The sequence below is a fragment of the Paraburkholderia mimosarum LMG 23256 = NBRC 106338 genome (assembly GCF_000739815.1).
Taxonomy (GTDB): Bacteria; Pseudomonadota; Gammaproteobacteria; order Burkholderiales; family Burkholderiaceae; genus Paraburkholderia; species Paraburkholderia mimosarum.
Map to the genome: position 1 here is coordinate 22,729 of NZ_BBJJ01000048.1, position 26,674 is coordinate 49,402.

General features: G+C 64.1%; 20 protein-coding genes and 1 pseudogene. 7 read left to right on the forward strand and 14 right to left on the reverse strand.

The genetic code is table 11. The features are described from left to right. Window positions 1–202: 202 nt before the first annotated feature. From BMI01S_RS26485 to BMI01S_RS26500, 4 genes are all read left to right on the forward strand, one after another. On the forward strand, window positions 203–1,618 hold the full coding sequence (locus BMI01S_RS26485) for an NAD(P)/FAD-dependent oxidoreductase (protein ID WP_028213982.1): 1,416 nt from the start codon (window positions 203–205) through the stop codon (window positions 1,616–1,618). 108 nt (window positions 1,619–1,726) lie between these two features. Beyond that, window positions 1,727–3,184, forward strand: coding sequence for an amino acid permease (locus tag BMI01S_RS26490; protein WP_407669072.1), 1,458 nt, complete (start codon window positions 1,727–1,729; stop codon window positions 3,182–3,184). 44 nt (window positions 3,185–3,228) lie between these two features. Next, window positions 3,229–4,236, forward strand: a complete 1,008-nt coding sequence (locus tag BMI01S_RS26495) for an AAA family ATPase (RefSeq protein ID WP_028231994.1) — start codon at window positions 3,229–3,231, stop codon at window positions 4,234–4,236. After that, window positions 4,233–5,960 carry a cobaltochelatase CobT-related protein gene (locus BMI01S_RS26500; protein WP_036046006.1) on the forward strand — a complete coding sequence of 576 codons (1,728 nt, stop codon included), beginning with the start codon at window positions 4,233–4,235 and terminating at the stop codon, window positions 5,958–5,960. The genes BMI01S_RS26495 and BMI01S_RS26500 overlap by 4 nt, the downstream gene beginning before the upstream one ends. 60 nt (window positions 5,961–6,020) lie before the next feature. Here BMI01S_RS26500 and BMI01S_RS26505 read toward each other — a convergent pair whose 3' ends face one another. The 5 genes from BMI01S_RS26505 to pdxR all read right to left on the reverse strand — a co-directional run bounded on the left by BMI01S_RS26505 (window position 6,021) and on the right by pdxR (window position 12,071). Further along, a complete protein-coding gene (locus BMI01S_RS26505; RefSeq protein WP_028213985.1) occupies window positions 6,021–6,782 on the reverse strand; it encodes a sulfite exporter TauE/SafE family protein in 762 nt (253 codons plus the stop codon). Further along, window positions 6,779–7,819: a phosphate acetyltransferase gene (gene pta, locus BMI01S_RS26510; RefSeq protein ID WP_028231992.1), complete on the reverse strand. Its 1,041-nt coding sequence runs from the start codon at window positions 7,817–7,819 to the stop codon at window positions 6,779–6,781. Before pta ends, BMI01S_RS26505 begins: the two co-directional genes overlap by 4 nt. 162 nt (window positions 7,820–7,981) lie before the next feature. After that, window positions 7,982–9,793, reverse strand: a complete 1,812-nt coding sequence (gene xsc, locus BMI01S_RS26515; protein WP_028231991.1) for a sulfoacetaldehyde acetyltransferase — start codon at window positions 9,791–9,793, stop codon at window positions 7,982–7,984. A 171-nt stretch (window positions 9,794–9,964) separates the two neighbouring features. Next, window positions 9,965–10,369, reverse strand: a complete 405-nt coding sequence (locus tag BMI01S_RS26520; RefSeq protein WP_028213988.1) for a nuclear transport factor 2 family protein — start codon at window positions 10,367–10,369, stop codon at window positions 9,965–9,967. A gap of 151 nt (window positions 10,370–10,520) precedes the next feature. Further along, window positions 10,521–12,071: a MocR-like pyridoxine biosynthesis transcription factor PdxR gene (pdxR, locus tag BMI01S_RS26525; RefSeq protein ID WP_028231990.1), complete on the reverse strand. Its 1,551-nt coding sequence runs from the start codon at window positions 12,069–12,071 to the stop codon at window positions 10,521–10,523. A gap of 528 nt (window positions 12,072–12,599) precedes the next feature. Between pdxR and BMI01S_RS26530 the strand changes: the two genes are divergently transcribed. Genes BMI01S_RS26530 through BMI01S_RS26540 form a run of 3 tightly spaced genes read left to right on the forward strand, consistent with a single transcriptional unit; the run spans window position 12,600 to window position 15,269 of the window. Continuing rightward, window positions 12,600–13,451 (forward strand): ABC transporter permease, encoded by an 852-nt coding sequence (locus tag BMI01S_RS26530; RefSeq protein WP_028213990.1) that lies wholly within the window; start codon window positions 12,600–12,602, stop codon window positions 13,449–13,451. A 24-nt stretch (window positions 13,452–13,475) separates the two neighbouring features. Then, window positions 13,476–14,495 (forward strand): taurine ABC transporter substrate-binding protein, encoded by a 1,020-nt coding sequence (locus tag BMI01S_RS26535; RefSeq protein WP_028213991.1) that lies wholly within the window; start codon window positions 13,476–13,478, stop codon window positions 14,493–14,495. Window positions 14,496–14,531: 36 nt separating this feature from the next. Beyond that, window positions 14,532–15,269, forward strand: coding sequence for an ABC transporter ATP-binding protein (locus BMI01S_RS26540; RefSeq protein WP_028231989.1), 738 nt, complete (start codon window positions 14,532–14,534; stop codon window positions 15,267–15,269). Window positions 15,270–15,802: 533 nt separating this feature from the next. Here BMI01S_RS26540 and BMI01S_RS26545 read toward each other — a convergent pair. From BMI01S_RS26545 to BMI01S_RS26585, 9 genes and pseudogenes are all read right to left on the reverse strand, one after another. Next, the gene (locus tag BMI01S_RS26545; RefSeq protein WP_042291010.1) at window positions 15,803–16,150 is read right to left on the reverse strand and encodes a calcium-binding protein; all 348 of its coding nucleotides are present in this window, start codon (window positions 16,148–16,150) and stop codon (window positions 15,803–15,805) included. Between the two features lie 260 nt (window positions 16,151–16,410). Next, a pseudogene (locus BMI01S_RS26550) lies at window positions 16,411–17,279 on the reverse strand (integrase core domain-containing protein); the annotation flags it as partial. Window positions 17,280–17,425: 146 nt separating this feature from the next. Continuing rightward, on the reverse strand, window positions 17,426–19,201 hold the full coding sequence (locus BMI01S_RS26555; protein WP_028231988.1) for a glycoside hydrolase family 15 protein: 1,776 nt from the start codon (window positions 19,199–19,201) through the stop codon (window positions 17,426–17,428). A 5-nt stretch (window positions 19,202–19,206) separates the two neighbouring features. Continuing rightward, entirely contained in the window at window positions 19,207–20,217 is a 1,011-nt protein-coding gene (locus BMI01S_RS26560) for an SDR family oxidoreductase (RefSeq protein WP_028231987.1), read from the reverse strand. Beyond that, window positions 20,217–21,872: a GMC family oxidoreductase gene (locus BMI01S_RS26565; protein ID WP_028231986.1), complete on the reverse strand. Its 1,656-nt coding sequence runs from the start codon at window positions 21,870–21,872 to the stop codon at window positions 20,217–20,219. The genes BMI01S_RS26560 and BMI01S_RS26565 overlap by 1 nt, the downstream gene beginning before the upstream one ends. Then, complete coding sequence (locus BMI01S_RS26570; RefSeq protein ID WP_028231985.1) at window positions 21,862–22,509, reverse strand: gluconate 2-dehydrogenase subunit 3 family protein; 648 nt, start codon at window positions 22,507–22,509, stop codon at window positions 21,862–21,864. Before BMI01S_RS26570 ends, BMI01S_RS26565 begins: the two co-directional genes overlap by 11 nt. Continuing rightward, window positions 22,506–23,423: a hypothetical protein gene (locus BMI01S_RS26575; RefSeq protein ID WP_028231984.1), complete on the reverse strand. Its 918-nt coding sequence runs from the start codon at window positions 23,421–23,423 to the stop codon at window positions 22,506–22,508. Before BMI01S_RS26575 ends, BMI01S_RS26570 begins: the two co-directional genes overlap by 4 nt. A gap of 24 nt (window positions 23,424–23,447) precedes the next feature. Beyond that, complete coding sequence (locus tag BMI01S_RS26580; RefSeq protein ID WP_028231983.1) at window positions 23,448–24,554, reverse strand: enolase C-terminal domain-like protein; 1,107 nt, start codon at window positions 24,552–24,554, stop codon at window positions 23,448–23,450. A gap of 13 nt (window positions 24,555–24,567) precedes the next feature. Then, a complete protein-coding gene (locus tag BMI01S_RS26585; protein WP_028231982.1) occupies window positions 24,568–26,364 on the reverse strand; it encodes a thiamine pyrophosphate-requiring protein in 1,797 nt (598 codons plus the stop codon). Window positions 26,365–26,674 lie beyond the last annotated feature (310 nt).

Sequence of the window (26,674 nt, forward strand, 5' to 3'; positions counted from 1 at the left end):
CTCTACCGGCGCCATTCTGGTCTGCCTAGAATTTTTTCCAACAGAGCGCCAAAGAACGACGACAGCTTTGCAAAGGATGAGCGTCAGGCGGAAAACGCCAGCTCTATTGACAGGAGACAGGCATGACGAACAGGCAGTCGGCAGGAACCGCTCTCATAGTGGAGCGTGCAAGTGTCTTCACGAAGCCTGTGGGGCATTAATCATGGGATACAGCACAGTCGATTCCGCCGCCGCCGGCTTTGCCGCGAGCGATTCCGGCTCCACGAGGTACGACCCCACGTACGATCCGCTCGTCTCGCCGGGTCCGGGCGTCGGCAAGGATTACGCGCCGACCTACTGGGTCGCGACGGCGGGCAGTCCACCTCCCGACGACGGCCCCGTGACGAAAGATCTCGACGTGGATGTCGCGATCATCGGTGCGGGCTACACGGGGCTCGCCACGGCGCTCTGCCTTGCGCGCGAGCATGGCATCAAGGCGGTGGTGCTGGAGGCGAACCGCACGAGTTGGGGCTGCAGCAGTCGCAATGGAGGACAGGGGCAGAACGCCTCGGGGCGCCTCTCGCGCTCACAGTGGATCGAGCGCTGGGGCAAGGATGTCGCACTGAAAATGCACGACGAGATCCAGCAGGGCTTCGATCATTTCAAGGAACTCGTTGCCGAGATCGATTGCGATCCGCAGCCGGGCGGTCACTTCCTGATCGCGCACCGGCCGCGCATCATGGCGAAGCTCGCCGCCGAGGCGAAGGTGTGGAAGGAGGTATTCGGCTACCCGTCGGAACTATTGAGCGCGCAGACGTTTCGCCGCGAATTCATCGACGACCACGAGGCCGCCGGCGCGTTGCACGAGCCCGAAGGGATCGGCATCCACGCGTTGAAGCTCGCGTTCGGGTATCTGCGCCTCGCACGCGCCGCTGGTGCGAGAGTCCACACGAGCAGCCCGGTGATGGGATGGGAGACCATCAATGGCGTTCACCACCTGCGTACGCCGGGCGGCGTCGTGCGGGCACGCGCGGTAGGCATTGCGACCGGCGCGTACACGGCGCAGACGCTGCATCCCACGCTGCGCAGCAAGGTCATGCCGATCCTCTCGAACTCGATGGTCACGCGCCCGCTCACCGAAGCGGAGATCGCCGCGTGCGGCTTTCGCACGACCCAGGTGCTCACGGATACGCGCACGCTACGCTTTTATTATCGCTTCCTGCCCGACGGCCGGCTGCAGATTGGCAGCCGCAGCGCGATTACCGGCGAGGACGCGCCTAATCCGCGCCATCTCGATCTGCTCAAGGAAGGCATGGCGCGCAAGTTTCCGGCCCTGCGTGGCGTGCAGATCGACTATTCATGGTGGGGCTGGGTGGATGTGAGCCACGACATGATGCCTCGGGTGTGCCAGCCCGATCCACGGCAATCGGTGTTCTACGCACTTGGCTATGGGGGTAACGGCGTGTCTTATTCGCAGCAGGCGGGGAGGCGGCTTGCTGAGCGTATCGCTGGCAGGGGTGGGCAGCAGATGCTGCCGATTTTTACTACTCCACTGCCTGGGCATCCGTTTGCACCGTTCCGGCGGATTGGGCAGAGGATGCTTTATTTGCAGTATTTCAGGCGGGATGAGAAGGCTTGACGGTATGCCCTGTGGGCCCACAAAAACAAAAAACAAAAAAGCGCCACCCAAAAGGCGCCCCAAATATCGAACCCCGAGATCTGAGGAGGAGGTGACATGCAAGCCCCGATGGAAAATCCGGAACTGAGGTGCGGCCTCAAACAGCGCCACATGACGATGATCGCGCTAGGCGGCGTGATCGGCGCCGGTCTCTTTGTCGGCAGCGGCGTCGTGATCCAGCAGACAGGTCCCGCCGCCGTGCTCTCGTTTCTCATCACCGGCGGCCTCGTCGTGCTCGTCATGCGCATGCTCGGCGAAATGGCGTGCGCCATGCCCGCAGTCGGTTCGTTCTACGAATATGCGCGTCTCGCATTCGCCACCTGGCGCGGACCGGGCAAGCTGGCCGGCTTCCTCACAGGCTGGATGTACTGGTATTTCTGGGTGATCGTGGTCGCCGTCGAGGCGGTGGCGGGCGCCAAACTCGTCCAGTTCTGGCTACCCGACGCGCCCGCGTGGCTCATCAGCCTCGTGTTGCTGGTGCTCCTGAGCGCTACCAACCTGATTTCGGTGGGCAGCTACGGCGAGTTCGAGTTCTGGTTCTCGTCGATCAAGGTTGCGGCGATCATCGTCTTCCTCTTCCTCGGCGGCCTCTATGTCCTTGGATTGTGGCCATCGTCGTTGCATGCGACCGCCGTATTGCCAACGCTGCTCGGCCATGGCGGCCTCTTGCCGAAGGGCATCGGGCCGGTCTTGAGCGGCGCCGTCGCCGCAACGGGTTTCTACTTCGGCGCGGAGATCGTCACGATCGCGGCGGCCGAGGCGCGCGAGCCCGCCCGAGCCGTCGCGAAGGCCACGAACTCGGTCATCACGCGCGTGCTCGTGTTCTACGTCGGCTCCGTACTGCTCGTGGTCGCGCTCGTACCGTGGAATTCGCCGGCCATGTCGACGCCCTATGTGAGCGCGCTCCAGGTGATGGGTTTGCCTGCCGCCGCCAACATCATGAACGCGATCGTGCTGACCGCCGTGCTTTCGGCGCTCAACTCGGGGCTTTATGCGGCCTCGCGCATGCTGTTCGCGCTGACCCGCCACGGCGACGCACCGGCGGCGCTCGCAAAAGTCAACCGCCGTGGCGTGCCCGTGCGGGCGATCCTGCTTGGCACCGTCTTCGGCTATGTGTCGGTGGTGATGTCGTATGTGTCGCCCGATACGGTGTTCGCGTTCCTCGTCAACTCGTATGGCACGGTCGCGATCTTTGTCTATCTGCTGATCGCCCTGTCGCAACTGCGCCTGCGCAAACGTCTCGACCCGTCGGCCGTTGGCGAGCTGCGCGTGAAGATGTGGTGCTTCCCCTACCTCACATGGGTGGCGATCACCGGCATGGTGGGGATACTCGTCGCGATGGCGTTCATCCCCGAGCAGCGCAAGCCGCTCTGGCTCGGCGTTGCGAGCCTCGCCGTGCTGCTCGTCACTTATGCATGGCTGCGGCGCCGCGCGCGTATCCGTGAGCGCGCCCGAGAGTACGCGCCGTGCTTCTCGACGTGGCAGCGCGTCGCGACTGAGACCGGCACGGGCCGCTTCGGAAAATGAAGCCAAAGCCTGCATGGAGTCATGAAAGCGACAAGGAGAACACGATGACCACAGAACGCGCGACGGACGGGCCCGACCGCATGGTGTCGGTGCGCGAGCGCTTCGGCTTCGATTCGAACCTGATGGTGCCGGCTTTCAGCGAGCGCGACGCCCACGTGCCGGACGTGGATGAGGCTTATCGCTTCAACCCCGAAGTCACGCTTGCGATACTCGCCGGCTTTACGCGCAACAGGCGGGTGATGGTGCAGGGGCTGCACGGCACGGGCAAGTCCACGCATATCGAACAGGTCGCCGCGCGTCTGAACTGGCCCTGCGTACGCGTGAATCTCGACGGCCATATCAGCCGGCTCGATCTCGTCGGCAAGGACGCCATAGTGGTGCGCGACGGCCGCCAGGTCACGGAGTTCCAGGAAGGGATCGTACCGTGGGCGCTGCAGCGTCCCGTCGCGCTGATCTTCGACGAATACGATGCGGGCCGCCCCGACGTGATGTTCGTGATCCAGCGCATTCTCGAGCGCGACGGCAGCTTCACGCTGCTCGACCAGAATCGCGTGATCCGCCCGCACGCCCATTTCCGCCTGTTCTCGACCACGAACACGATCGGCCTCGGCAATCTCAACGGCCTCTATCACGGCACGCAGATGCTGAACCACGCGCAAATGGACCGCTGGAACGTGGTCGCGACGCTCAACTATCTTCCGCGCGACGAGGAAGCCGGCATCGTGCTCGCTCGCGTGCCCGAGATGACCGGCGACGCGGGCCGGCAACTCGTCGATTCGATGATCAGCATGGCGGCGATGACGCGCAAAGGGTTCGCGACCGGCGATCTTTCCACGCTGATGTCGCCGCGCACCGTGATCGACTGGGCCGAGAACTGCCAGATTTTCCGCGATCCCGCGCTGGCGTTCCGCCTCACCTTCCTCAACAAGTGCGACGAGGCAGAGCGGCCGATCGTCGCCGAGTATTACCAGCGCTGCTTTGGCGTCGAGCTGGACGATGCGTCCACCGCGCAGGCCGGCGAAGGCGGCGAGCAGCGGGGGCCGCGCGCGTGAGTACCACGCCCACACCCGAGGCCGTGCGAACGGCGCTGCGGCGCGAGTCGCTATGCGCGGCCGCCGTGCGCGCGCTCACCGGCGACGCCGCGCTGCATTATCGCGGCGGCCGGCTTTGCCGCGAGTCGCGGCCATTGCCCATCTATGCGCCGCATCTGCGCACCAACATCTACGAGGACGAGTTCGCCTCGCTGCGTGGCGCCGCCGACGCCGCCGCGCAGCGGCTCCTCCATTCCGACGCGGCATTGCACCGGCTGCTGGCTCCCGACGCGCCGATCGAGCGCTTGCTGTTCGAACTGTTCGAGCAGGTGCGCTGCGATGCGCAATTGCCGCCCGGGATGCCGGGACTCGCGCACAACCTGCGGCACCGGTTCGAGACGTGGTCGCGCGCGTATTGCCGGGCGGGCTTGACCGAAGGTGATCTCGGCATCCTGCTTTATACGGTGGCGCAGATCGTATGGTCGCGCGTGAGCGGCTGGCCCGTGCTCGACGAGACCGGGGATCTGATCGAAGCGACACGCGCCGGCATCGTGCCCGAGATCGGCGTGCAGCTTGCGGGGCTACGCGCGACGCGAGCAGATCAACGCGCCTATGCGAAGCATGCCCGCGAGCTAGCCCAGCGCGTCGCGACGATGCTCGACGACGCGCGCGCCGCGCGTTCAGCTGACGACGACGGGCAAGCGCGCGCACCCGACGACGCATTGACGTCGTTTTCGCTTTGGGTCGATTTCGACGAAACGAGTGTCGAGCTGCCCGCGCTGGCACTGACCGGCGCGAGCCGCGTGCTGGCTGAGGCGGCGAATGGATATCGCGCATACACGACGCAGTACGACTGCGAGATCCGGCCCGCTGAGCGCGTGCGCGAAGCGCTGCTGCGCGAGTATCGGGAGCGGCTCGACAAGCGCATCGCCGCGTGCGGCATCAACGTTGCGCGGCTCGCGCGCGCGCTGCAGATGGCGATTGCGGTGCCGCAGCGCGATGGCTGGCTCTTCGGCGAGGAGGACGGCCGCATCGACGGCCGACGCCTCGCGCAGGTCGTCAGCTCGCCCGCCGAGCGGCGCGTGTTTAGGCGGGAGCGATTCGAGCCGGGCAGCGATTGCGTGGTGGGTTTCCTGATCGATTGCTCGGGGTCGATGAAGGCGCATATCGAGCCCGCCGCGATGATGGTTGATCTGCTCGCGCGCGCATGCGAGCACGCGGGAATCGCGACCGAGGTGCTCGGCTTCACGACGCTCGCGTGGAACGGCGGCCGTGCGCGTGCCGACTGGCTCGGCGGCGGCCGGCCGCCGCATCCGGGGCGCCTGAACGAGACCTGCCACATGGTCTTCAAGTCCGCCGACGAGAGCTGGCGGCGCGCTCGCCCGGCCATCGCCGCGCTCCTCAAGCCGGACCTGTTTCGCGAGGGCGTGGACGGAGAGGCCGTGGAATGGGCGTGCGCGCGGCTCGCGAGCCGCGCCGAGGCGAGGCGCATTCTCGTCGCGATCTCGGACGGCAGCCCGATGGACACGGCCACGGCGCAGGCGAACGACGCCTTCTATCTCGACAATCACCTCAAGGAGGTGGTGGCGCGCCACGAGGCGATGCGCGACGTCGACGTGATCGGGCTAGGCGTTGGGCTGGACCTCAGCCCGTACTACCGGCATTGCGTCGCGCTCGACTCCGGCGAGCCGCTCGACATGGCCCGGCTGATCGGTCTCGCGCAATGGATCGGGGCGCTGCGTTAGTGCAATGAAGGCGGCCTGCGGCCCGTTATCGATTCCTGCCCGGGCCATCCCCGGCCAACATCAAACCATCAGTTCCTTCACCGCACACAGCACAAGTGAAGCGCCGATGATCACCAGCACGCCGAACGCCAGCCTGCGCATCGTGACGGAAGAGACCGGCGGCGGGTAGTGGCGCGCCGCGAGCGTCATCAGCATTGCGACCGGTGCGGCGAGCGCAGCCTCGACGCAGATCGAAACGGGAAGCTCGCCTTCCCAGGCGCTGAACAGCACGCGCGCGAGCGACGTCACCGTAAAGAGCAGGATCAGCGCACAGCGAATCTCGATGAGCTCGAGCGGCTGTCGATAGAACTGGAAGATGAGAGGCGGCCCCGACACGCCGAACATGCCGCTCAGGAGGCCGCCGAACACGCCGCTCACGAAAAAGCTGCGGTCACCCGAGCGTTGCGCGAGCGGCACGGGACGCAGCGCGGCGCTCAAACCGCCATACAGCACGACGGCGCCGAGCAGCAATTGCAGCATGCCGGAGGCCGAGGCGCTCAGGTAGTCGAGCACCGTCACGCCCACCACGACCGAAGGCAGCACACCGAGCGTCGCGGCGCCCACGGCCCGCCAGTCGATGTGGTGGAGCTTGCCCGGCAGCGCCGCCACGCTGTTCGCGAGCGTGACGAGACTCAACAGGGTGGCGATGCTTGCGAGAGGCGCGAGGCTGAAGCCGCTCGTGGCGCCCATGACGATCATGCCGAGGCCGAAGCCCGTGATCGTCTGGAAATAACTGGCCGCGCCGATCACGGCGATCAGTACCAGGACCTTCTCATGCGTCATGCTGCGTGGGGTTCGTTCGAGTTCATGACGTCGCGCTGGCGGGCCGACTGCGCCTGGACCGCCGTGGTGGCGATCACGTAATAGATATCCTCGAGGCTGCAGCCACGCGAGAGGTCGTTAGCGGGCCGGTTCAGGCCCTGCGTCAGCGGCCCGATGGCTTTCGCGCCGCCCAGGCGTTCCGCGAGCTTGTAGCCGATATTGCCCGCGTCGAGATTCGGGAAGACCAGCACGTTCGCGTGGCCGCCGCACTGCGAATGCTCGATCTTGCGCTCAGCGATCTCCGCCACGAGCGCCGCATCGAGCTGCACGTCACCATCCACGCTGAGGGCGGGGCGCTGCTCGTGCACGCGCCGCGTCGCCTCGATCACCTTGTCCACATTCGCATGGTGGGCGCTGCCGCTGGTCGAGAACGACAGCATCGCAACGCGCGGCTCTTCCATCAGGAGGCTGCGCGCGCTGTCGGCGGCGGCCATGGCGATCTCGGCGAGCTGAGCGGCGTCGGGGTCCACCACGAGTGCGCAGTCGGAGAAGATCAGGCCGCCCTTATAGCGATGAAACGGCTCGCACAGCATCATCAGGAAGAAGCTCGACACGAGCTTGAACGACGGCTCCACGCCGATCAGCTGGATGGCCGTGCGCACCACGTCGGCGCTGGTGTGAACGGCACCCGCTACGGACCCGTCCGCGTGGCCGAGACGCACCATCAGGTTGGCAAAGACGAGGGGTTTCGCGGCCTCCTCCCACGCGAGTGCAGGCGTCATGCCTTTGGCGCTGCGCAGCGCGACCAGTTGGTCGGCGAATGCCTTGCGCCATGCGCTCTTTTGCGGATCGATCAGCGTGATCTCGCCGAGATCGACCGACTCGCGCGCGGCGGCCGCGCGGATGGCGGCCGGGTCGCCGACGAGCAGAATGCGCGCAATGGCCTCATGCTGCGCCCGCGCCGCGGCGGCGAGCACGCGTGGGTCATCGGCTTCGCACAGCACGATGCGCATGGGCGCGAGGCGGGCGCTTTCGACGATACGGTTCAGGGCTTTCATGGTGTCATGGACTCGTGAACGGAAAAACGGATGGACGCACGCGAGTTGCGGGCGTGCCCAGACGAAAACCGGCCACAAGCGGGTGCCCCGCCTGCGGCCGGCGATCGGACGCAGCCCGCGCGCGCCTGCTTGCTACACGGCGCGCGGGCTGCTCCTGGTCCTTCAGACGTAGTCCTTGTACTTGTCGAGCAGGCGCACGGGCTTCGAGAGCGCGTCGCGGCGGAACGGATCGCCGAGTTCGCGCGTGCACATGATCTCGACGATGGTCGTCTTGCCCTGGTTCATCTGCAGGTCGATGGCGCGCTTGAGCGCCGGGCCCACGTCCTCGAGCTTGTCCACCACGATGCCTTCCGCGCCCATCGCCTTCGCGATGCCGGCGAAGCTCGGGCTTTCCAGTTCGCCCGCCACGAACCGGCGATCGTAGAAGTCCACCTGGTTCTTCTTCTCGGCGCCCCACTGACGGTTGTGGAACACGACGGCCGTCACCGGAATGTTGTGGCGCACGCAGGTGAGCGTTTCCATGAGGCTCATGCCCCACGCACCGTCGCCCGCATACGAGATCGCAGGGCGGTGGGGTGCCGCCACCTTCGCGCCGATGATGGTCGGGAACGCATAGCCGCAGTTGCCCCAGCTCATCGCGGCGAAGAAGCTGCGCGGCTTGTTGAAGCGCAGATAGCTGTTCGCGACGGAGTTGATGTTGCCGATGTCGGTCGACACCATGACGTCTTCGGGCATCGCCTTCTCGAGTTCGCGCAGCACCTGGCGCGGATGCAGATACTCGCCGCCCGTGGGCGTGCGCTCGTGCTTCTGCTCTTCGATCATGTCGAGGCTGTAGGCGTCGCGCTCGTGCGTCCACGAGTCAAGTTCCTTTTCCCAGGCGGCCTTCTCGGTGGCGATCTGGTCGGTGCGCTCGGCGCGGTTGGCGTCACTCGCGAGGGTGCGGTTCGCGAGGCGCTCGGTGAGTGCCTGCGCCGAAGCCTTTGCGTCGCCGCAAATGCCCACCGAAATCTTCTTCACAAGGCCGAGCATCTTGTGATCGACGTCGATCTGGATGATCTTCGCGTCTTTTGGCCAGTAGTCCATACCATGTTGCGGCAGCGTGCCGAATGGTCCGAGGCGCGAGCCGAGCGCTATCACGACGTCCGCGCGCGAGATCAGCTTCATCGCTGCCTTCGATCCCTGGTAGCCGAGCGGGCCGCACCAGAGCGGGTGATTCGCCGGGAACGAATCGTTGTGGAGGTAGCTGTTCACGACGGGTGCGCCGAGCCGTTCGGCGAGCGCCTTGCACTCCTCGATCGCATCGCCCATCACGACGCCGCCGCCGGCGATGATGACGGGGAACTTCGCGGACGCGATCAGATCGGCTGCTTCGTTCAGGCTTTCGGCGCCGCCGGGGCCGCGGTCGAGCCGGCGTGGCTGCGGAATCTCGGCCTTTATCTGGCCGTAGAAGTAATCGCGCGGAATGTTCAGCTGCGTCGGGCCCATTTCGGACATGGCGCGGTCGAAGCATCGCGCGGTGTACTCGGCCATGCGCGCGGGGTTGGTCACGTGGCCCTGGTACTTCGTGAACTCCTGGAACATCGGCAACTGGTTGGCTTCCTGGAAGCCGCCGAGGCCGATGCCCATCGTGCCAGCCTCAGGAGTGACGATCACGACCGGGCTATGGGCCCAGTACGCCGCTGCGATGGCGGTCACACAATTGCTGATGCCGGGACCGTTCTGTCCGATCACGACGCCGTGGCGGCCCGAAACGCGCGAGTAGCCGTCGGCCATGTGCGCCGCGCCCTGCTCGTGAACGACGGGAACGAGGCGAATGCCGGCGGGCGCGAAAATGTCCATCGCATCCATGAACGCGGAACCCATGATGCCGAACATGTCGGTCACGCCATTGGCCGCGAGGGTTTCGACGAAGGCCTCTGACGGGGTCATGTCCTGCGGGCCGCTGGCCGTCTGGGTTGGGGTCTTTTCGCTCATCAACTGTCTCCGGTTATCGTTTGGCGGAATGCCATGCATTGATGCCGTGCTTTGAATGCTATTCGGCGCCCAATGAGGGTCAAGGGATTCCGTCCTTGATGGGTAAATCTGAAATGGAATGGAACGTTTCGTTTCAAAACACTGGGCGCTCGCTGCGCCGCTGCACGCGGGTCAGGCGGCCTGCTTCGGACGCTCCTTGCGGAACGCGCGCTTCACGGCGATCAGGCCGTGGCGGAATTCGAAGAGATCGCAGCCTTCCGCTTCGATCCGCCAGCCTTCTGCATGCGTGCCGCTGAACACCCACTCGGATACGCCGCGATCGCCCGCGACGTAGTGGCGGCCGTTGCCCCAATGGGCGTCGGGGAACGTGCGAAAGACCGCTTCGAAAGCGGCGCGCACCGCTTCACGCCCGACGAAGCGGGTGCCGTACACTTCGGGGCCGCCGGCCGCGTCGAAGACGCAGTCTTCGGTCATGAACCCCATCAGTGCGTCGGCGTCATGGCGGTTGAAGGCGTCGGAAAAGGCGGCGAGCGTGTCGGCCGTGACGGCGGGTTGGGCGCTGAGCGTGTCTGCCATACGTGTCTCCAGTGGAAAAGCCGGTGCCGTCCGCTGCGCGAGGACTCGCGCGCGGTACGGTATATCGACACGTTAGGGATTGCCTGCCGACAGCGGTAGCACCAGTGCGGAGCTTTCGCCTGGGCCAGCGCCCGCATACTTCCTGAGAGACTCAGGCGGGCCGCTGCTTGCGCAGGACCTCGGCGAGCGCGCGCACGCCGGGTTCGATCTTCTCGAGCTTGATGGCGGAGAATCCCATGCGGAACCATGGGCTGTGTTCGGCCTCGTCGGCGAAGAAGACGCCGCCGGGCTCGATCAGAATGCCGGCCTCGCGCGCATCGTCGGCAAGGCGCGCGGAATCCAGCCACGGCGGCCCCTCTACCCAGCACGACGCGCCGCCGCCGATCGGCACGTAGCGCACTTCGGGCAGATGGGTGTCGAGCGCCGCCATCAACGCGCGGGCGCGCTCCTTGTAGGCATGCGCGAGCCGGCGCAGCAGCGCGTCGTGGTGTCCGAGCGCGAGAAATGTGGCGAACGCGCGTTGGATATAGGCCACCGGGTGCCGCACCATGAGCCGGCGCAGCGAGCGCAACTCGCGCACGAGGTCTTGCGGGCCGACCACGTAACCGAGACGCAGGCCGGGAGCGAACGTCTTCGAAAGGCTGCCGACGTAGATGACGCGATCGGCCGTATCGAGGCTCTTTAAGGCGGGATGCGGCGTGCCCGAAAAGGTGTTTTCGCTCTCGTAGTCGTCTTCGATGATGACGAAGTCATGCTGCTGGGCGAGTTCGAGCAGCGCCTGGCGGCGCGCGATCGGCATGGTGGCCGTGGTCGGGCACTGATGGCTCGGCGTGACGAACACGTAATCGCAGCGTGCAAGCGAGTCGCGCAGGTGCACCGGGTCGATCCCTTCGCCGTCGATCGGTAATTCGAGCAGCTGCGCGTTGCGATTGATGAAAATATTGCGTGCATCGGGATATCCCGGATTCTCGAAGCCGACTGTCGTGTTCTTGCCGCAGAGCAGGTCGGCGATGAGATAGAGCGCCTGCTGGCAGCCGTTCGTGACGATGATCTCCTCGGGGATGGCGAACACGCCGCGCCGCGGCAGCACACGTGTGCGGATCTGCTGGATCAACGACTCGTCATCGCGTTCGATCAGATCGGGCGCCCAGTTACGGATCTCCATGATCGAGAGCGCTTTCAGGCAGCACTCGCGCCAGTCGTTGGTAGGAAAGAGCGATTGATCGAACTGCCCGTAGATAAAGGGATATGCGTAGTTCTGCCAATTGGCGGGTTTGACGATGTTGCGCTGGGCGGAAGGCGGACGCACGATGCGCGCGTTCCACGCGGGCGGGGCGGGCAACCGGGCGCCATGGGGCCCGACGACGTCGGGCTGCTGGACGCGCTGCTGAACGCGCGGCTGAACGGTTACGCCGTGCAGCCCCTCCAGCATTTCGGGGTTGACGAAGTGGCCGCTGCGCTCGCGCGAGACCAGATAGCCTTCCTCCACGAGCATCTGGTAGGCGAGCACCACGGTATTTCGCGCCACACCGAGTTGCTCGGACAGTTCGCGGCTCGAAGGCAAGGCAGTTTCTGGCGGCAACTGCCCGTCGAGGATGGAGGCCACCAGCATTTCGCGGATCTGGTGCTGCAGACTTGTCTTCGACTCCGGTGTCCGTCGGAATTGCTGTGCCCAAAGGGCGGACGGAGTACGGGTCGGCATGCTGGCTCCTGTGATGACGGCGGTGAGAGGACGTTCGAACAACTGGATTCAGGGTAAGTCGACCAGTCAATCAAGACACGATATTCAACACTGGCCGTCCGAGTCGATTAGGTGAATTTCGGAGCGACTGTTCGTGACGAGACGTCCGCAACGGCGCTTTCGGAAAGAAACTCGACGTAGACGCACTCGGGAGCCACATGCTGCGACGCAACGTGACCGGCTGCCAGCCCTTGAGGCTATGAGCGCGCGGAACTCAAATAATCAGAAGAAATCGGCTACGGCGCTACGCGAAAGCGGGAGACAATGTTCATCCGCCACTGGCCCCATCGGAACTTCCCGCCTGGTACTACCCGCCGCTTTATTGATTGAGAATGCTTGACTAAACCGGCGAGCAGGCGAGATCGAAACAAGAAGAAGCCAAAGTCTTCCCTAGTAGCCGCTGACTATACTTGATTGAGACGGAACCTGAACCGGACTGTGGAGCTTCGCGCTGGCGTGCGCATTGTTTTTCAACTTGAGGAGACGGCGGTGAGAGCCTTACCTAGACTAAAGACGATGAAGCATCCCGCGGGCTCGCCGGTCGAACCGGTGATCAAGATTCGCCGCGGCCACGGGAAATTGAATTCTTACTGGTTGACCACCGCCGTGCTCGTGATGTGCGTCGTGCTGTGGCAGGCCGTATCGATGGCGGGCATCTTCCCGGCGTTCGCGCTGCCCTCGCCGGTGGCGGTGTGGCAGGCCTTCGTCGAAATCGTCCACAACGGCTACGGCGGCCAGTCGCTCGTCAGCGACATCCTGATTAGTTGCTTTCGCATCATTATTGGTTTTGTCGGTGCGATTGCGATCGGCGTCCCCATCGGGCTGCTGATGTCACGCAACAAGTTCGTGTTCGACATCATCGATCCGCTGCTGCAGTTCGTCCGGCCGGTTCCGCCGCTTGCCTATATTCCGCTGCTGGTGGTGTGGTTCGGCATCGGCGAATTGCCCAAAGCCATTCTGATTCTGGTCGGCACCATTCCCGTGATCATCATTGGCACGATGTCGGGCGTGAAAAGCACGCCGCCACTGCGCATCGAGGTCGCCCGCACGCTCGGTGCGAGCAACGCGCAAATCTTCCGCAAGGTCGTGCTGCCCTCGGCGATGCCGGAGATCTTCACCGCGATGCGCGTGGGTATCGGCGTGGCGTGGACCTGTCTGGTTGCCGCGGAACTGATCGCGGCGAGCAGTGGGCTCGGCTGGCTTGTGCAGTTCGCCGGACAGGCCTTGCAGGTTGCCATCGTGATCGTCGGCATCGTGATCATCGGGTTGATCGGATATGCAATGGAGCTGGCGATTCGAAAAATCGAGAACATCGTCGTACCGTGGCGCGGACATAACTGATCGGGTGACTGGAGGAGACGAAAAATGAAGAAGATGCAATGGGTCCATGGCATGAGCGCGGCTGTGTTGGCGAGCAGTTGTCTGGTTCCGGGCGCGGTGTATTCGCAAGGCAAGCCTGAGGTGATCATTGGTTACGAAGACAACGGCGCCGATCCGTACATGGTATCGATGGCCGAGCATCTGTTCGAAAAGCAGATGAATGCCGATGTCCAGTACAAGCTCTTTAGCTCGGGGCCGGCGGCGATGAGTGCATTGGCATCGAACAGCCTCACGTTTATGTGCGGGCTGGGCGTACCACCGCTCGTCACCGCTATCGCACAAGGCTTGCCGATGACCATCGTGTATAACCAGGAGCGCTATACGAACGCGGCCGGTATCGTGGTCAAGCCGGACAGCGGCATCCACGACGTCTCGGGGCTGCAAGGCAAGAAGATCGCGATCGTCGCCGGCTCGCAGGCCTCGTTCGAGCTGGCGACCTTCCTTGCGGCTGCGCATGTGCCGTATGCGTCTGTCACGCAGATCAATATGGCGCCGCCGCAGATGCGTACCTCCTGGGTGACCGGGGCGATCGACGCGGCGATCGTCTGGGACCCGGTATTCAGCGCGCTGCGCACGGCCGGCGGCAAGGCGATCAAGACGGACGGCGACCTGCCGCGAGAAGCGTCGAGCTACAACGTCTGTATTGCGAATTCGGAGTGGGCGAAGGCCCATCCGGACCTGGTCCGCGGTTTCGTCGCGGCGCTCGACCAAGGCTATCAGGTGACGATGAAGAATCGCGACCAGGCACTCGCTGAAATGGCGAAAGCAACGGGCGTGACTGTGCCTGTTGCGACCAGCGAACTCGCAGGTTACGAGCTATTTTCTGGCGCGGACCAGACAACGCCGAAAGTCATGGGCCTCGACGCAGGCGTCAAAACTTCCGCCACGTATCTGACTCTGGTGAACACGGCCAAGGTGCTCAACTCGATTGGCCGCATTCCGAGCGTGCCAGCGAATTTCGACAACAACGTCGCGCCGCAGTACTCGAAACAGCTAGCGCATTGATCCATTGACTGTCTGACTGTCGAGCAGGAGACGAACTTGAACATCGTCATCGATTCACTGTATAAGACGTTCGGCGCCACATCGGCACTGGAAAACATCAATCTGCAGTTCCGCGGCGGTGAATTCATCACCGTGCTCGGCGCCTCTGGCTGCGGGAAGACAACCTTGCTGCATCTGCTCGCCGGCCTGACATCACCCACGCGCGGCAACATCTATATCGACGGCGAGATCAAGGACCAGCCTGGAGCCGACCGTGTCGTCGTGTTCCAGCAGGCCGGCTTGTTTCCCTGGCTCAGCGTGGAAGAAAACATTGAATTCGGGCCATCGCTGCATGGGGTACCCAAGGCGCAGCGCCGGAACGAGTCAGCCGCCATCCTGCGCATCATCGGTCTTGAGTCTTTCGCCCGGCACAAACCCTATGAACTGTCGGGTGGCATGCAGCAGCGCGTCGCGATTGCGCGCGCGCTCGTGATGAAGCCGAAGGTGCTGCTCATGGACGAGCCCTTCGGCGCACTGGATGCACAGACGCGCAGTTCGATGCAGACGTTCTTGACTGCGCTGTGGGAGCAGCTCCACTGCACGGTCGTTTTCATCACCCATGACATCGACGAAGCCATCTTTCTCGGTACGCGCCTCGTTGTGCTTTCAGCTCGACCGGGGCGGGTGGCACTTGACGTGCCCATCGAACTGGAAAGGCCGCGTACCCCTCAGGTCGCATTCGAACCTCACTTTTTGGATCTGAAGAAGCGCGCGATGGGAATTCTTGCGCACTGATCCTGTGCGTGAGCAAGGTGCAACGCGGGCAGGGTGCGCAGCTAGCCACCGACGTCCGCGCTTGAGCACGCGCTTCGCGGATGCAGGGCGGGGCTCGGCGGCGACGCCGTCGACGCTATGGCAGTAGGCGCATAAATTTAATGATCGGCATTTAATCCGTAATCCTATGTTTAGATAGGCTGCTGCACAAATTGCGGATCCGGCCATGCCTACAGGTTGCGCGGGGACGATTTGCGCGGATGCCTTGAGCTCGCGCGCGAGCCGATCGACAAAGCGCTTGCTTCCCAGTTCCGTGTCTGCTGACGGTGAGGATGTTGCGGTCGTTCTTCGAGTACGGCGCGACCAGTTTGTGAGTGTCGGCACTGCGGGTTCAATACGATGGCCGAAATGGCTATTTCTGATCATCCCCCGAAATATGAAAATTCGCCGCAACTCCTTGCCTGAAAAGGCTTTGCGTGACCTTACCCGGTGGGGCGGCGCGGGAATCAGAACGAATAGCCCTGATCGTGCCAGTAATGCCAGTCGGCCACTGCCTAGCGTGTGTTCCGGTCGGCTCCAACGGGAACAAGCTGGGCCAGAGGTACGACAATTTCGTGTTCACCGTGCCGTGCCATGACAAATATTGCGAAGCGGCACAGTTGGTCGTAAGCAAGGGCGATGACGGTGACGTTCTCGCCGCTCTTTAGCGGTGAGGCATCCATCGTCTTGCGTACCCGGGCCTTGATTGGAAACGAGAGCTGATCTTCAACGTAGCAATACCAGCCCATCGCGCATTCTTCTTCGGTGTAGGTGTCGACCACGATTTCCATCGCGATCCGATGTTCGCGTCTGGCGTCGACTTTGGACTGGCCATGATGGGGCAGCGAAAATGGGTTAGACATCAACAACGCGTCGCAGCAAGGCTTTCTAGGGGCTCTTTGTCGCCCGGTCTACGTTGCGCAGAGCGAGGCGAGCTCCAGCAAGGCGCGATGGAAGACGCGGCGCTCGCTGTTCAGGCTATTTTTCGATCCGGGCTGTTTGTCCAGCAATCGCTGGAGCGAGTTCTTCAACTCGGAGCCGTAGGCAGGTGCACGGGGATGTGCTAACGTGTATTAGCCGGAACTCGATCTGACAGGTGGCCGGGCCGATAGAGGGGATGGGGTCAATGGGGAATGAGTTTCTCCCTGGCGAGTTCCAGTGAATCGAGGAAGGTGCGCATTGGTGTTTTGCCATAACACCATCGCCCCTGATGCTCCCGTTCATTGTTGTACTGGTCGAGCCACGCATCAAGGTCCGTCTGCAAGGCGCCGATCGATTCGTAGATCTTCTTGCGGAGGGTGATGCGGTAGAACTCGTTGAGCATGGTCTTGTGCAGTCGCTCGACGATCCCGTTGGTCTGTGGCGACTTGGCCTTCGTGCGGGTATGGTCGATATCTTCCAAGGCCAGGTACAGCTCGTATTCGTGATGTTCGGGGTTGCCGCAGTATTCCGTGCCGCGATCCGTCAGTACGCGCAGCAGCGGGATGCCGAAGCTATCGAAGAATGGCACAACGCGATCGTTGAGCAGGTCAGCCGCCGGCAACGGCGTCTTGCGATCGTAAAGCTTGGCGAACGCGACCTTCGAGTAGGTATCGACGAAAGTCTGTTGATAGACACGGCCAACGCCCTTGAGACTCCCGACATAGAACGTGTCCTGTGCGCCGCAGTAGCCTGGACATTCGGACTCGAATTCGCCGTGTTCTTCCTTCTCGCGCTTGGCGCGTTCCAGCGCAACGAGCTGTCCCTCGGTGAGCACCAGACCTTCCTGGGCGGACTTGGCTTCCAATCCTTCAGGCGCTTGGGCATGGTCTCCAAATCGTGGCGCAGCCAGATGCTACGGACACCCTGGGGAGAAAGGGACAGGGCATGCCGCTTGAGGACTTCGTTGGCGATCCGGATTTGGCCATAGGCAGGCAATTCGAGGGCCAGTTCGACGACGGCGGCTTCGATTTGCGGGTCTACGCGGTTCTTGAGCAGCGGCCGGCGATGAGTCATGGCGGACTCCTTGCTGTTCGCGGTGCGCATTGCCGCTACGGGCTACGCCCTCCGCGCCAATGCGCACCAGCATGAGAAACCTACCACTGTCAGATTCAGTCTAGTTCACTGCAATTCAACAGAGGCACAATTATCTACCAACCTTATCCTCCGCCCCTCTGCAAAGACGGCCCGCTTAACCCCAAGGCCGTGTTAACGATCGCGAGATGACTGAGCGCCTGGGGGAAATTGCCGGCAAGTTCGCGGCGCTGCACGTTGTATTGCTCCGAGAGCAAACCGACGTCGTTGGCGGTGGCCAGCACGCGCTCGAACTGTTGCCGCGCTTCCAGCGTGCGTCCTTGCAGGTTCAAGCAATCGGCCATCCAGCAGGAACAGGCGAGAAACGTCCCTTCGCTCGGGCCAGACGTGTTGCGGTGGTGGCGTCGTATGAGTCCTTCTTCGCTCAGTTCGCGGCGAATGTTCTCGATGGTCGACGCCATGCGCGGGTCGTCGGCGGAGATGAAACCGACCAGCGGCATTAGCAGCAGACTGGCGTCGAGTTCTTCGCCGCCGTAGTACTGCGTGAAGGTGCCGAGCCCTTCGTTCCAGCCTTCCCGGAGCACCTCCTGACGGATGCGTTCACGCAGAACGGCAAACCGTCGCACCATCGCGGACCTCGCGTTGCCGGCCTGATGGCGGTTGACGAAACGGTCGAGCGCCACCCAGACCATCACGCGCGAGTACGTGTAATGGCGCGGCGTTGCTCTCGCTTCCCAGATCCCGGCGCCCGGCAGGCGCCACACTTTCTCCAGATGTTCGACAATGCGCGTCTCGATCAGGTCCTCGTGTGGCGTGGGTTCGAGCCCGCCCCGCCGTGCGACGTCGAAGCAGTCGATCACTTCTCCCAGCACGTCGAGCTGATGCTGATGAGCCGCGGCGTTGCCGATTCGAACCGGCTTCGCGTAGCGATGACCGGGTAGCCAGTCCACGGTCCACTCCCGGAGATGACGCCCACCATCCACGCGATACATGATCCTGCTTCGCTCAGGCGCAATCGAGACGGTGCGCAACAGCCAGTCGCGCCATGCGCCGGCTTCCTCATGAAAGCCCGCATTGAGCAGGGCGACCATCGCAAAGCTCGTGTCGCGCAGCCACGCATAGCGATAGTCCCAGTTCAGTTCACCGCCGGGCGCTTCGGGCAGCGAGGTCGTGGGCGCGGCGACGATCGCACCGGTCCGCCGATGGATCAGCGCTTTCAGTGTCAACAGCGAGCGACGAACCGCCTGCGGCCAAGCCGTCCGGCTGTCGTCGAAGCGGGCGATCCAGTCGCGCCAGAAGCGCTGCGTTTCATGAAGCGCGTGCTGGACGTCGAGCTGTTGAGGCGGCGCGTCATGTGCGCGCTTGTAGGTCATCGTGAAGCTCACGCAATCGCCCGCCTTGACTGCGAAGCGTGAACGCAGGGTGCCATCCGCGAACTCGATTTGAGCGTCTGTCCGAAGCACGACGCGGTCTGGTCCGATGTGCGCCTCGGCTGCGTCGTCGCGACGATCAAGCAACGGCGTCAGTTCGCCATAGTTGAAGCGCAGGCGCAATTCGGAGTCCATCTCGACGACGCCGCGCAACCCTGTCACCATGCGCACCACCGAACTCGGACCGTCGCCGACCGGCATGAAGTCGGTCACGCGAACCGCGCCGTCCTCGACGTCGAAGTCGGTCTCAATGATCAGCGTGTCGTCCTGATAGCGCCGCGCGCTGCGCTGAACGGCGGCGACCGGCGAGAGCGCCCAGTGGCCGTTATCGTCCGTGCCGAGAAGCGCGGCGAAACACGCATCGTCGTCGAAACGCGGCCAGCACACCCAGTCTATTGAGCCGTCGCTGCTGACGAGCGCCGCCGTTTCGCCGTCGCCGAGCAGCGCATAGTCTTCGATCGGGCGGCTCATCGGCTTCACCTCCTCCGTTTCGCCGCAGCGCGCAGCAGGCTGAGCGCGCCCACGCCCGCGAGTGCCCAGAAGAAGCTCCGATGACGGTCAGTGAACATTTCCCACGAGTGCTGCGTCGCTTCGCCGTCGAACCTGCCGTGTGCCGCGTAGTCGCCGGGCACGGGCTCGAACAGATTGCCGGCAGCGCGGTTTTCGATCGGCTCGTTCGTAAGCTGACTCGTATAGCCCGACTTCGCGAGATAGCGGTCGATGAGCCCGGGTGCAACGCGGTTCGCCAGAATCGCCTTCACCGTCGAGAAGCCCACCCACACTTCGCGGCGCCGGTGCGTCGCCGCGAAGAAAATGGCCCGCGCGGCGACCTCCGGTTGAAAGACCGGCGCGACGGGCCGGGCGCGCTTGCCCATCTTGTTGCGCGCCCAGTCGAATTGCGGTGTGTTGACGGCGGGAAGATCGACCATCGTCAGATGGACCTTCAGACCGTCGTGGATGATCTCTGAGCGCAGCGAATCCGTGAAGCCGCGAATCGCGAACTTGGCGCCGCAATAGACCGATTGCAGCGGCACAGAGCGGTAGCCAAGCGCGGAGCCGACGTTGACGATCGTGCCCCGGTTGCGCGTGCGCATGCGAAAGAGCGCCGACATCATCCCGTGGACCTGGCCTAGGTAAGTCACCTTCGTGCCGCGTTCGATCTCGGCGGGTTCGAGCGCGGAGACCGGCGCGAATGCGGTCGCCATCGCCACGTTCACCCAGACGTCGATCGGGCCGAGCGTCTCTTCCACGCGCGATGCCGCCGCCTCGACGGCGCTTGCATCGGCGACGTCCGTGGGAAGGGCAAGCGCACGCACGCCGAAGCCCGCTTCGATCTTAGCGACAGCCCGCGCTAGCCGGTCTTCGTCGCGCGCGAGGAGCGCGACGTCATAACCGTGGCGCGCGAACTCATCGGCGGCCGCGCGGCCCACGCCCGCGCCGGCACCGGTGATAACGGCTACTTTGCGTTCAGTGTGGTTCGTTCGCATCAGAGGTCTCCGCGCGCCGCAAGCGCTTCGATCCTGTCGGCGGTACGCATGGCGATTGCCTGGATGGTCAGCGACGGATTCACGCCGCCAACGGTCGGAAACACGGAACCGTCGCAGATCCACAAGTTGTCGATGTCCCAGCTCCGGCAGTCGGCATTGACCACGCTCGTCGCCGGATCGTCGCCCATGCGAGCCGTGCCGTTCAGGTGACACGTGTCGTCGATTTCGCGCCAGACGTCGCGCGCGCCGGCCGCTTCGAGCGCGAGGCTCATGAAGTCCAGCGAATGCTTGACCAGGCGCCGATCGTTGTCGCACAGCGAATAGGTCACGCGCGCAACAGGCAGACCGTACTGATCGTTCTCGGCGGCGAGCGTCACGCGGTTGCGCTCCTGCGGCATGGCTTCGCCGACAATCTTCAGCCCCGCCTGATGGTTATACTTCCGCATCTCGTCCTGCAACTGCTGGCCCCACAGACCTCGCCCGTTCTGTGTCGAGGCCCACGCGACCGGCAACGGTCCCTGGCTCATGTAGCAATAGCCGCCGAAGAAATCCTTGCCCTTGTCCTCGTAATTCCAGTGCTCGGTGAGCGACAGCGAAGGCGGGCCCTTGTACCAGCGGATTTCCTCGTCCATCGTGCCCCAGGCCGCCTGATTCATCTGCACCATCAGATTCTTGCCGACGAGGCCGGAACTGTTGGCAAGGCCATCGGGAAAGCGGTCGGTCGCGGACATCAACAACAGTCGCGGCGTTTCGATTGCGTATCCCGCGACCACGATATTGCACGCCCGCTGGAATCGCCAGCGGCCTTCGCGCACGTATTCGACGCCGCTCGCGCGTCCGTCGTCGCCGATGACGATGCGGCCGACCATCGCGAGATCGCGAATCTCGGCGCCGGCGCGGACCGCTCGGGGTATCCAAGTGACGAGCGCGCTTTGTTTAGCGTTGGTGGCGCAGCCCGAGACGCAGAAGCCGCGATACACGCACGGGTGCACGTCGCCGCGCGGCGCGGAGACGGTCGCGAGCGGCGTCGGCGACCAGTCGATACCAAGCGCCTCGCAGCCGCGCGCCAGCACGAGCGCGGACGCGTTCAGTTCATGCGCGCGGTACGGGTAGCGCGGACGCTTCGGTCCCCACGGATAGTTCACCGGGCCGGCGATCTTCAGCGCCTCTTCGACTTCGCCGTAGTAGCGCCACATCTCGCGCCAGTCGAGCGGCCAGTCCGCGCCGTAGCCTAGCAGCGAACGCGACTTGAACCACTCGGGACGGAAGCGCAACGAGACCATCGCGAAGTGGACGGTGCTGCCGCCCACGGCCTTGCCGCTGTTGTTGTTGCCGAGGTGAAGCGGGTCGTCGCCGTCGCAGATGCGCTCGTCGGTCCAGAAGAGTTTGCCCTGATGCGTCTCGTCCGAGGCGAACTCTTCGAGCGGACGCCACCATGCGCCCGCGTCGAACGCGACCACCTTGAAGCCTTTCTCCGCGAGACGGCAGGCGAGGGTGCCGCCGCCCGCGCCGGTGCCGACGATCGCAAAGTCGACCGCTTCATCGTGCGGATACTCGCGCATCGGAATCCATGCGCCGGGGTGGAAGACGTCGGGCGCGCGTCCGTTTTTGCCGCGCGGGACGTGTTGCGCATCGTTCGGTGCATCAGCGGACACGGCGATTCTCCTTGTATGCCTGGTCTTCGTGGCCGGGCTTGGCCTCCGCTGCTTCCCACGGATCGCGCCGGTCGGCCACCATCCGTACATAACCGCGCGGATTGGCGGGGCCGCCAAAGCCGATCTCGCTCCACGCATGAGGATGCGCGTAATACATCCCGCAGATGTCGTGCAGCACGCGCTTCGCAAAGAAGACCGCGCTCGGCATGCCGCGCCATTCGGGGCCGTCGAGCTTGCCTTGCTGCATGTCGGTGAGCAGCGCGTGGCGCGGGTCATCGCCGAGGCTGGCGAACGGCAGTTCGTGGCGAGCGCGGCTTTCCGCATCGAGCGCGCGAAGGCCGATGCGCCACGCGTCGCGCATGGGCGGAAGGCGCGCGTCGCGATAACCGTCGCCGACGTTTCTCGCGAGCCGTGCATCGACGAGCGCGGCCACAGGCACCGCCGGGCGCTGCCGGTCCTGCGGCACGATGCACGCGCACAGCGCACCAAGGGCTTCCCATTCGACGGCATCGAAAAAATGCGGCTCGTGCAGCGTTGCAAGACGCTCGTCGATCACGGTGCGCGTCACGTCGTCCCATGAGGGTGTATCGCGCTTCGCCGTCACGTCATAGCCGGGATAGCGGGGCAGTCCGGTCATTTCTTTTCTGTCTCCCGAAGACGGAGCGCGCCGAGGCCCGCAAGCGCGAGCGCCGAGAAGCTAGGCGGCGCGGGCAGGGGCGGGCCGTTGAAGAGATTCTGGCTCCAGTTGCGCCAGCCACCGCGAGCGCGCGCGACGCCGCGTGCATGAAAACCCACGCCGATGAAGCCGAGCGCCGTCGTCACGCGTAGCCACAGCCGGATGAACCAGTGTTCGCGCGGCCGCGCGAGCGCGGCGTTGACGAGCAGCGCCGAGGCGACCGGCGGAATCAGGATGGGCGCATACATGACCGGGTTCTGGAACGAACCCCTGAAATGCAGCAGCGCAACCTCGCCGAGTGTGCCGACCAGCCCGGCGCTCGTCAGCAGCGCGAGGGCCTGGCCTGCGGGCATGCCAAAGAGACGCGGCTCGTGCGCGGGTTCGTCTCGCAGCCGTTCGGACACCGCGCCCAACGCGCCCGACAGCAGCAAAGCCATCGGCGCGCCGATCGGCGCCGCGTAGAAGAGGTTCTGCCAGCTCCATCCGCCGGGGCGCTTCGTGATGTTGTACAGATGGAAACCCGTGCCTGCGACTCCTGCGAGCGCCGCACCCAGATAGATCGAATCGCGCACCGGATGCCGCGCCGGCTCGCGATCGGAGCCGCCATGCAGCCCCGCGAAAAGCGACAGCGTGGAAACGACGAGCGGCGTGTACATCGCCGGATTGTCGAACGAGCCGCGATAGTGCTCCATCGCGCTGTCTGTCAGCACGGACAGCGCGAGCAGCGCCGAACTGCGGTTGAAAGTGCGCGCCGTGTCGATGTGCGTCCGTGTCGGCGAGTCCGGCGTCTTCTTTCCGCCAAGGCGCACGAGCGCGAAAGCGGCGGCGGCGAGACCGCAACCGATAGCGATGTCGATTGATCTGGTTTGCGTCATTTTTCGTGTCTTGTAGCGCGAGCCTCAAACCGCATACTTGTGTGCATCCGCATGTTTGAAGTCGAGCCCGCAGCCGGGCCGCGACCAGTCCGGCGCGATGGCGCCGTTGTGCGCACGCGGTGCGCCTTCGAAGAGCATCGACTCGATGCGTACGTGATCGTGAAACCATTCCTGATGCCGCAAACGCGGCGCGGCGCACGCCACATGGAGATGCAGCGCGGGCGCGCAATGCGCCGAGAGCGGCACATGAAACGCGTCGCAGAGCGCGGCCACGCGCAGAAAGCCGGTGATGCCGCCGCAGCGGGTGACGTCCGCCTGCAAGACATCGATGGCTTCATTGGCGAGTAGCACGCGAAAATCGTCGAGGGTGTAGCCGTATTCCCCGGCGGCCAGTTCCATGCGCGCTGGCAAGGCGTTGCGCAGCGATGCGAGGGCGGCCACGTCATCCGATGAAACGGGCTCTTCGAACCATTCCACGCCGTGCGCCGCGAATGCTTCCGCGTAGAACAGCGCCTGCTTGCGATCCAGCGCACCGTTTGCATCGACGAAAAGGCCGGCGCGTTCGCCAATGGCCGCGCGGGCAACTTCGACGCGGTGCGGATCGCGCGCCGGTTCGGTGCCGACCTTGATCTTGACCCAGCGGCATCCGTCTTCATGCACCCAGCGGCCGAGCTGCTCGCGTATTTCGTTGTCCGTGTACGTGGTGAAGCCGCCGCTGCCATAGAGCGGGACGTGGCTGCGCGCCGCGCCGAGCAGCCGCGCGAGCGGCGTATCGAGCAGCCGCGCCTTGACGTCCCACAGCGCACAGTCCAGCGCTGAGATGGCGGTCGCGGCGATCCCGGACCGGCCAATGTTGCGCACGCGCTGCCGCATGCGGAGCCACAGCGCGTCGACATTCCACGCGTCCTCGCCCATGATCGCCGAAGCCAGCGTGGCCTCGATGAACTGCGCGGTGGCCGCGTCGTTGTAGGTGTAGCCGATGCCGGTTTTGCCCGCGGCCGTGACTTCCGCCACGACGAGCGTCGTGGACTGCCACGCGTAGGTGCCGTCCGCTTCCGGGCGATCGGTGGGAATGGTGTAAGCGCGGGCCCGGACCGATTCGACCGGCGCTCCCCGTTGGGTCGGGTGCATGGCGCGCGCTCGCCTATTTGTCCTTATGGCGTGGCAGCACCGCGCCGAGCACCTGCTTCGCCGTATCGATGATCACGTTCCCTTCGTCGGGATCGCCTTCGAACAGCGTGGTGGCGAACGCTTTCGCCTGTTGCAGGGTGATGTGCGGCGGCAGCGGCGGCACGTTCGGATCGGCCTTGACTTCGATGACCACCGGACGGTCGGACGCCAGCGCTTCGTCCCACGCCGCAGCCATGCGGGCGTCGTCGTCGACATAGATGCCGCGCAAGCCGATAAGTTCGGCAAAACGGTGATACGGCACCGACGGGATGTCCTGCGACGCTTCGAACTTCGGGTCGCCGTTCATGACCCGCTGTTCCCATGTGACCTGATTCAGGTCCTCGTTGTTGAGCACCATGCAGATCCAGCGCGGCTCGGCCCATTGCTTCCAGTACTTGGATACGGTGATGAGTTCGGCCATGTTGTTCATCTGCATTGCTCCGTCGCCGACGAGCGCGATGACGGGCCTCTCGGGATGCGCGAACTTCGCGGCAATGGCGTAAGGCACCGCTGCGCCCATCGATGCGAGTCCGCCCGAAAGCGAGCACATCATGCCGCGCTTGATCTTGAGATCGCGTGCGTACCAGTTCGCGCAGGATCCAGAATCGCTCGTCACGATCGCATTGGGCGGCACGCGCGACGACAGCTCCCACACGGTGCGTTGCGGATTGACGCCGCTCGTGCCTGATTCCAGCGCGCGTTTTTCGAGTTTCTTCCACCAGTCTTCCATCCAGCCTTCGATGTCATTGCGCCATTCGCGCTCCGTCTTCTTTTCCAGCAACGGAAGAAGCGCGCGCAATGTCTCGGCGCTGTCGCCCACAAGATTGACTTCCATCGGATAACGAATTGAAAGCATGTCGGGCTTGATGTCGATCTGCACGCCGCGTGCTGCGCCTTCTTTCGGCAGGAACTCGGAATACGGGAAGCCCGAACCGATCATCAGCAAGGTATCGCACCCGGTCATCAGCTTGTAGCTCGGTTCGGTCCCGAGCAGACCAATTGAGCCGGTGACGAAGGGCAAGTCGTCGGGCAAGGCCGCCTTGCCGAGCAGCGCCTTCGCCACTCCCGCGCCGAGCTTTTCGGCGACGGCGATGACTTCGTCTGTCGCGTGAAGCGCGCCGGCACCGACGAGAATCGCGACCTTTTTGCCCGCGTTGAGAACTTCGGCGGCGCGTTTGAGGTCGTCGGCGTAGGGCATGATCCTTGGCTCGCTGTAACCGACGCCCGAATGCAAGGTGCCGTGCTTGCGCGGCGGCGGCTCGTACTTCAGTTCCTGAAGGTCATTCGGCAACACGATTGCCGTGACCTTGCGCTCGCCGAGCGCGGTGCGAATGGCGCGATCGACCAGATGGCGAATCTGCGACGGCACGCTCGCCTGCTGCACGAACGCGCCGGCAACGTCCTTGAACATTGCTTCGAGGTCAACTTCCTGCTGATAGTGGCCGCCGAGCGACGCGCGCGCCTGCTGGCCGGCGATGGCGAGCACCGGCATGTGGTCAAGACGCGCGTCGTAAAGACCGGTCAACAGATGCGCGGCGCCGGGGCCCGACGTCGCAAGGCACACACCCAGTTGGCCAGTGAACTTGGCATGCGCGGAAGCCATGAACGCGGCCATTTCCTCGTGCCGGGTCTGAATGAATACGATCTTGCCGTCGGCGCGATTGAGCGCACCCAGAATGCCGTTGATGCCATCGCCCGGGTAGCCGTAGATGCGGCGCACGCCCCAGGAGTGAAGTCGGTCAACGAGAAAATCGGCGACAGTGGTAGTCATACGGTACTCCTTGCTGGCATGGCAAAGCTGAGCCTCTACAATTATTTATATCACAGTATGACGCAATTCCCATGCCGCACCCGCCAGCTCCCGCTCTGAACGCGCCATCTCCCACTAGACATCCACGGGTTGCCGCTGCAACGCCTGACACCAGTCTATGACGTCGCTGAATCGCTCGAGGAGTTCGGCCTGAAGGGTAGGGAGCGGCGGCCTGCATGACCACGTCCTGTGAAATTTTTATCGCTTCGATTGCAAATTCCGACGTTGTGCAGGCTTGCAGCCCTGCGCAGGCATATGTCAGAAAGCAAGT

What these genes read in the sequence shown, in the direction of transcription:
- BMI01S_RS26485 (WP_028213982.1), top strand. Translation starts at nt 203, where the DNA reads ATGGGATACAGCACAGTCGATTCCGCCGCCGCCGGCTTTGCCGCGAGC.
- BMI01S_RS26490 (WP_407669072.1), top strand. Translation starts at nt 1,727, where the DNA reads ATGGAAAATCCGGAACTGAGGTGCGGCCTCAAACAGCGCCACATGACG.
- BMI01S_RS26495 (WP_028231994.1), top strand. Translation starts at nt 3,229, where the DNA reads ATGACCACAGAACGCGCGACGGACGGGCCCGACCGCATGGTGTCGGTG.
- BMI01S_RS26505 (WP_028213985.1), bottom strand. Translation starts at nt 6,782, where the DNA reads ATGACGCATGAGAAGGTCCTGGTACTGATCGCCGTGATCGGCGCGGCC.
- pta (WP_028231992.1), bottom strand. Translation starts at nt 7,819, where the DNA reads ATGAAAGCCCTGAACCGTATCGTCGAAAGCGCCCGCCTCGCGCCCATG.
- xsc (WP_028231991.1), bottom strand. Translation starts at nt 9,793, where the DNA reads ATGAGCGAAAAGACCCCAACCCAGACGGCCAGCGGCCCGCAGGACATG.
- BMI01S_RS26520 (WP_028213988.1), bottom strand. Translation starts at nt 10,369, where the DNA reads ATGGCAGACACGCTCAGCGCCCAACCCGCCGTCACGGCCGACACGCTC.
- pdxR (WP_028231990.1), bottom strand. Translation starts at nt 12,071, where the DNA reads ATGCCGACCCGTACTCCGTCCGCCCTTTGGGCACAGCAATTCCGACGG.
- BMI01S_RS26535 (WP_028213991.1), top strand. Translation starts at nt 13,476, where the DNA reads ATGAAGAAGATGCAATGGGTCCATGGCATGAGCGCGGCTGTGTTGGCG.
- BMI01S_RS26545 (WP_042291010.1), bottom strand. Translation starts at nt 16,150, where the DNA reads ATGTCTAACCCATTTTCGCTGCCCCATCATGGCCAGTCCAAAGTCGAC.
- BMI01S_RS26555 (WP_028231988.1), bottom strand. Translation starts at nt 19,201, where the DNA reads ATGAGCCGCCCGATCGAAGACTATGCGCTGCTCGGCGACGGCGAAACG.
- BMI01S_RS26560 (WP_028231987.1), bottom strand. Translation starts at nt 20,217, where the DNA reads ATGCGAACGAACCACACTGAACGCAAAGTAGCCGTTATCACCGGTGCC.
- BMI01S_RS26570 (WP_028231985.1), bottom strand. Translation starts at nt 22,509, where the DNA reads ATGACCGGACTGCCCCGCTATCCCGGCTATGACGTGACGGCGAAGCGC.
- BMI01S_RS26575 (WP_028231984.1), bottom strand. Translation starts at nt 23,423, where the DNA reads ATGACGCAAACCAGATCAATCGACATCGCTATCGGTTGCGGTCTCGCC.
- BMI01S_RS26580 (WP_028231983.1), bottom strand. Translation starts at nt 24,554, where the DNA reads ATGCACCCGACCCAACGGGGAGCGCCGGTCGAATCGGTCCGGGCCCGC.
- BMI01S_RS26585 (WP_028231982.1), bottom strand. Translation starts at nt 26,364, where the DNA reads ATGACTACCACTGTCGCCGATTTTCTCGTTGACCGACTTCACTCCTGG.